The organism is Lysinibacillus sp. (assembly GCF_032093475.1).
GTDB lineage: Bacteria > Bacillota > Bacilli > Bacillales_A > Planococcaceae > Lysinibacillus > Lysinibacillus irui.
In genome coordinates this window covers 1-6486 of sequence record NZ_DAMDAY010000178.1, presented here as the reverse complement: position 1 = coordinate 6486, position 6486 = coordinate 1, and the positions used below count along the sequence as shown (strand labels likewise).

Below are 6486 nucleotides of genomic sequence, written 5' to 3'. Positions count from 1 at the left end.
TATAATCCGAATGCTACGATGATTGTCCAATCTTCTAAAGGAGCATGGATTACCGACATTGAAGGAAAACGTTATTTAGATGCTATGGCTGGTTTATGGTGCGTAAATGTTGGCTATGGCCGAGAAGACATTGCGAAAGTTGCCTATGAGCAGTTACTTGAAAATACGTATACACCTTTATCTGTTGGCCATATTCCCGCCATCCAGCTAAGTGAAAAGATAAGTGAGCTATTAGGGGATGACTATGTCGTCTTTTTCTCTAATAGCGGCTCTGAAGCAAATGAGGCTGCTTTTAAAATTGCTCGACAATATCATCAACAAAAAGGACACGTCAATCGAACAAAAATCATTTCTCGTTACCGTGCATATCATGGTAGTTCGATGGGTGCATTAGCCGCTACAGGACAAGCTCAACGTAAATATAAATACGAGCCATTAGCACCTGGTTTTTTACATGTCACACCACCTGACTCGTATCGTGCAAATGAAGACCATATTAAAAGTAAAGATCCTTGTGCACTGCCATCTGTGCAAGCGATCGATCATGTTATGACATGGGAAATGTCAGATTCAATTGCTGCAGTCATTATGGAGCCTATCATTACAGGTGGTGGTGTGATTATGCCTCACGACAACTACCTACAAGGAGTCAAAGCTATTTGTGAGAAGCATGGCGCACTGCTCATTGTCGATGAAGTAATTTGTGGTTTTGGACGTACAGGCAAAGCTTTCGGGTTCCAAAATTACGGCATTCAGCCTGACATTGTTACAATGGCAAAGGGTTTGACAAGCGCTTATATGCCACTATCAGCAACTGCCGTTCGACGTGAAATTTACGAGGCTTTTGCAGGTAGTGAGGAATATGACTTTTTCCGCCATGTCAATACGTTCGGTGGATCACCAGCAGCTTGTGCTGTAGCATTGAAAAATATTGAAATAATGGAGCAGGAAAATTTATTTACTCACTCTGCTACACTTGGTGCTACGCTTCTTACGGCCTTACAGGAGCAATTAAAGGAGCACCCACATGTTGGGGATATTCGCGGTAAGGGCTTATTAATTGGCGTAGAGCTTGTACAAGATAAAGACAGCAAAACACCACTCGATGTCACACTTGTAAACAAAGTGATTGCACAGTGTAAGGGACTGGGGTTAATCATTGGGAAAAATGGCGTAACCGTTGCTGGGTTTAATAATGTTCTGACATTATCTCCCCCATTGATTATTTCCTCTGATGAGAAAGATTTCATCGTTAAAAATTTTGTACAAGCATTACATTCCATTAAACAATAGCATGAATAAATCGCTGACTTGCTGTTCGGAACATGGCCATGGCTGAACCTTTTCTAAATAAATAATTCTAAAAGTAAACATTCGCCTAGCTCCCTTGAAGGAACTAGACGAATGTTTCTCAAAAACGGGTGGACCCAGTTTTTACATACATTATTTTTTGTCTTTTTTCTCTACAGTTTTTACTTCTTTTTTTGTTACTTCAGTAAAATCTGCTTCTTCCCCAGCCTCCATACCATAGCTAGGATTTCTGTCCATACGAGAGAATGTATCTACATCCTCCTCATCTTCAAATCGCTTCATCAGAATTGGAATCGTGATCAGTCCCGCAAGCCCAACAAGGGCATATATCCATCGAGATAAGACCGCAGTTTGTCCACCAAATAAATAAGCCACTAAATCAAATCTAAAGAATCCAATGAGTCCCCAGTTGATTGCACCTATAATGACTAATATTAAGGCAATTCTATAAAGTACGCTCATGAGTACACCTCCTTTATCGTCTATACTCCAAGCTAATTTCTTAGCAGAGAGGTGTCATAAGAAGCGATAAAATGACAAAGACTAGTCATTAAAACCGCCATTTTGACGGTCTTATTTTTTGCAATAACCACTTTTTTATACAGTCCTAAGAAATTGCTGCACAGTGATATTGCCACCAAAGAAGGGTACTCAAACAAATATTACTCTGATGGATTTTTATAGGTTTGTTCATGCTGAAGAAGCCATTCTTTGCGCCACATCCCGCCGCCATACCCTGTCAACGTTCCATTAGAGCCAATAATGCGATGACAGGGAACAACGATACTAATATTATTTTTGCCATTTGCACTACCAACAGCTCTTACAGCTTTTTCATTGTTAATAGCTACAGCAATATCCTTATAGGAAGCCGTTTCACCATAGCTTACAGTCGGTAAAGCTTGCCAAACCGCTTGTTGAAAGTCTGTTCCTTCAACTACGTAGGGAAATGAAAAGTCATGACGTTCACCTATAAAATACTCTTGCAACTGTTTGGCACACTCCATCAGAACTTTCGGTGTATCTTGTTGAGGAATATGGATAATTTCATCCCGCTCCGCAAAATTAATTCCATAAATAGCGCTATCACTACCCTCTATTTCAATTACTCCAATTGGTGATTTGTAATCTACTTTATACTTTTTCATATAGAGACCTCCATAAATAAAAGGTGGCATAAGCCTGCCAACCTTGCCAATGTATCGCATAGTGGTTGATTTCCTCTATCGTTGGTTTTCGTTCTAACGCTAATTGAGTTTTTAACGCATTGTGCAAACCAACATCTGCGATTGGAAAGGCAGACGGCTCTTGTAAACATTTCATCAGCACATAGTCTGCGGTCCATGCACCAATGCCTCTAATAGCCATTAAACTTTTTTTCTTGTCCTCGTAGTTATCTTTTTGCTTCAACAACTCTTTTGTCAATTGACCACTTGCCATACTTTTTGCAATATCAATAATGTACTCCGACTTTCTTAAGGTAAATTGGAGACTTCTTAAATCTTCCACCTGAATGGCAGCGATCTTTTCTGGCGGTGGAAATAGCCAGTAGCTTTGCCCCTCGAAGCTTACATACTCTCCAAATTGCTCGACAAATCGTTTTTTTAGTGTATAGGCAAATGTTAAATTGATTTGTTGACCAATAATAGCCCAAACTAGCGCTTCAAATAAATCAGGTATACCGATTAATCGTAGACCACTATATTTTTCAACAAGTGGCTGTAGGATTTTATCTCGGTTAGCCATCTTATAAAAACAAGCCAAATCTTGCTTTACTTCAAACCATTCCATTAGATAATGGACGATTTTTTCTCTTACATTGGCTATTGGTTGATCCATTGGAAATTCCACTTTTATGTTATTGTCTTGCTCACTGATTTTACATAAAATAAGCTGTTCATCAATATTCAGTAATTTGTAAAGCACATCCCCTTTTATTGAATGAAGAATTTCTTGATTGGATCTATTTAAAAACAGCAAACACTCTTTAAAATTAAATTCTTTTGGCTGCACGATTTCTAAATAAGTTTCGTCATTAATCCAGTGCATATCCTGACTCCTTTTAGGAAAGGCCTCGATATTCTGTAGGTGAGCAATTTTTCAATCGTCGAAACACCTTATAAAAATTAGAGGGACTTTGAAATCCTGCTTCATAGCAAATTTCTAAATTTGTAAAATCTGTATGTCTTAATAAGTGGGCAGCCTTATCAATTCTTATTTTTTCTAAATATGTTCGGGGTGTCACTGCTGTTTCTTGTTTAAAAAGCCGTTCTAGATGAAATGGACTGATGCCGACATGCTCCGCCATATCTTGTAATGTCATCTTTTGTTTATATTCGTTGATAATAAAGGCTGTTACATTTTTAATCAATTGTGTATGTGGTGAATGTTCAATCTCTGGCTGACATCGTTTACACGCACGATAGCCAGCAGCCTCTACTTCTTGTAAATCCTCATAAAATTCAACATTAATCTTTTTCGGTTTTCTGGATTTACAGGAAGGACGGCAATAAATCCTAGTCGTTTTAACCGCTGTATAAAAAAGCCCATCATAGGTTTGATCACAAGCTATAATCTTTTCCCACTTCTCCTCAAAGGATAAATTGATTGGATGGTCCACGTATACCTCACCTCATTTTCATTGATTAAACATATAAAGAAGAAGTATTTTGGTCTTCTAATAATTGTGCAGCATGTTGCGTTATATATGCAATGATTTTATCTGATAGTGCATTACCAAAACTAAAACGCCTTACCCCTAATTCTTTTAGCTGCTGACAATTGGTTAAGCCGGGTAATGAAAGCAGATTGATGGGTGCTTCTATGTTACTTGTCATGGCTTTTATGTCGTTGAAATCCGTTAATCCAGGAATAAATATACCACTAGCCCCACTCTCTACATAAGCCTTCGCTCTCACCATGGTTTCTTCAAATGGTTGCTCCAATTGAAAATACGTATCCGTTCTAGCGTTGATAAAAAAATCTTTAAAACCGTGGTAATCTAACGCTGCCCTTAGGTTTGTTAGTAGACGACAATGTTCTGTTACACTTTTTAACCCTGTTTGGTTTTTGAGAGAATCCTCAATATTAATCCCAGCTACACCGACATCGGCCGTTCTTAATACATTGTCGATAATACTCTGCTCATCAGATCCATACCCTGCTTCAATATCAGCAGATACAGGTATGCTCACATTCTCTGCAATGGTTTGGATAATATTAAGATGTCGTTGAAAATCTATTAATTCACCATCTGCACAGCCAAGTGAATTAGCAATACCCCAGCTTGTTGTGCCAATCGCTTGAAAACCTGCCTTTTCTAACATTAATGCCGATAATAAATCCCAAGCATTCCCTAAAAATAAGAGCTCTTGTGAAGAATGTAAATCATTGAATTCCTGAATTTTAGACATATCGAAAGCCTCCATACTATTTGATAGACCTCATTTTATCAGGAATGATTTCTTCACTTCGTCCTCAATCTTGCTGTTATGGTCTAGCGAAGCGGATTGTTTTACAAAAAAAAAGACGCCTAAGACAATAGCCTTGTCCTGACGCCTTTTCATGTTATTTTTGCCAACGGTTCAACTCTTTTAATAATTCAGGTAGCTGAACTTTCCTCACATCGATAGGCGGTAATGCCTTAATAAATTCTTTCCCATAAGACTTACTAGTGATACGTCGGTCGAGGACGATAAAGGCTCCTTTATCTTGGGAAGAACGAATTAATCGACCAAAGCCTTGTTTAAAGCGCATAATGGCCTCTGGTAAGGAAAGCTCCGTGAATGAATTGCCACCTAGAGCTGTCAGATGCTTGGCTCTTGCCTTAAATACTGGCTCTTCTGGTGAAGAGAATGGTAATCGTACCACAATGACAGAAGCGAGAGCATCTCCTGGTACATCCACTCCCTCCCAAAAGCTATTTGTCCCAAACAGAACAGCATGGCTAAATTTTTGGAATGATTTTAGAATGCGCATACGGCTTCCACCAGTAACACCTTGTGCAAAAAGCATGTAGTCATCTAAAAGTTCACTTTCTTGAATGAGCTCGACTGTTTTCCGAAGCATATCCTGTGCCGTAAAGAGCACAAAACAGCGTCCCTCCGTCATGCGGACTGTCCGTGTAATTGCATGTGCAACAGCCTCAATGTATTCTTCCTGGCTAACATGCTGAATATCTGGCATATCAGTTACAATAAAAGCCTTGGCACCAGCGTAATAGGCTGGAGGTGCTTGGAGTTTTATGATCTCAACATCATCAGAGATTCCTAACTGGCGTGTGACAAAGCGCTCATTTCCTGGTACGGTTAATGTACCTGATGTCCAAACAATGCTTGCCTCTTTACGAAGCGGTGCTAATACTTGTTCAATAATCGGTGTGACATTGACTGGTTTCTTAAAGACATGAAGACTGCCAGGAACACTACGGAGATCCAGTTCTAGCCATATTGAATTACCTTCATGTGGTGATAGAAAAATATCTTCCCATTCAGCAATTTTTATTTTCACTTCTCGTATCCAATACTGCCATTCAGATAAAACATAAAGATCATTTTTATCTAATTGCTCAATATTATTTTCGAATGTCTGCGTAATTGCAGTTGCAAGGTCTAGCCATTGTTGTGTCTGCTTACTAACTTGCACGAATGATTCTTTCGCAAATGATAGATCCTCTAAAAATAGGGTACATTTACTACCTACTTGCTTCCCTTTAACTTGTTGCTGTATTTTTTGAATAACTAACTGAATGGTTTCATCAAATGACCGCTGCAAGCGTATAAATTGGGCATCCAGACGTTGCAAATTTTGCATGGCTACGCGCTGTTTTTTCTTCGCTGCTTCACAAAACTGGTGAAAAAGGGTGGTCTCCTCCATCGTACCAATTTGTCCAAAGATATACTTCCATTGTGTATAGGAGAAGGCAATTTCATCCTGCTGCATGGCTGCCTGAATAAATTGATGTGCTTCATCAATAATCCAGCCATCGATTTGGGTAAAGAGTGGTGTTTGGCGAACTAAATCGCTTAATACCATAGCATGATTCGTCACAATACAATCCGCAACGGCGCTATTTTTTAAAGCTTGTTCATAGAAATCAAAGCCCTTTGAAGGCTTGTCACTTGGTATTTTTCGGATTTTCTCTAAAAATAGTTGTCCGCCACCTGAAACATTTAA

General features: G+C 39.0%; 7 protein-coding genes. 1 reads left to right on the top strand and 6 read right to left on the bottom strand.

The features are described from left to right. A partial coding sequence (locus tag RT445_RS22580) for an aspartate aminotransferase family protein (protein ID WP_313471614.1) occupies positions 1-1293 on the top strand: 1293 nt, incomplete at its 5' end. A gap of 150 nt (positions 1294-1443) precedes the next feature. Here the strand turns inward: RT445_RS22580 and RT445_RS22575 are convergent. The 6 genes from RT445_RS22575 to RT445_RS22550 all read right to left on the bottom strand — a co-directional run. Then, positions 1444-1773, bottom strand: coding sequence for a DUF378 domain-containing protein (locus RT445_RS22575; RefSeq protein ID WP_274796397.1), 330 nt, complete (start codon positions 1771-1773; stop codon positions 1444-1446). Positions 1774-1973: 200 nt separating this feature from the next. Then, entirely contained in the window at positions 1974-2459 is a 486-nt protein-coding gene (locus RT445_RS22570) for a methylated-DNA--[protein]-cysteine S-methyltransferase (RefSeq protein WP_274796396.1), read from the bottom strand. Further along, entirely contained in the window at positions 2446-3360 is a 915-nt protein-coding gene (locus RT445_RS22565; RefSeq protein WP_312505602.1) for a DNA-3-methyladenine glycosylase family protein, read from the bottom strand. The genes RT445_RS22570 and RT445_RS22565 overlap by 14 nt, the downstream gene beginning before the upstream one ends. Positions 3361-3373: 13 nt before the next feature. Next, positions 3374-3931: a bifunctional transcriptional activator/DNA repair enzyme AdaA gene (locus RT445_RS22560; RefSeq protein ID WP_313471612.1), complete on the bottom strand. Its 558-nt coding sequence runs from the start codon at positions 3929-3931 to the stop codon at positions 3374-3376. 25 nt (positions 3932-3956) lie between these two features. Further along, entirely contained in the window at positions 3957-4724 is a 768-nt protein-coding gene (locus RT445_RS22555) for an isocitrate lyase/PEP mutase family protein (protein WP_313471611.1), read from the bottom strand. 154 nt (positions 4725-4878) lie between these two features. Further along, positions 4879-6486: helicase C-terminal domain-containing protein (locus RT445_RS22550; RefSeq protein WP_313471610.1), on the bottom strand; the 1608-nt coding region annotated here is incomplete at its 5' end.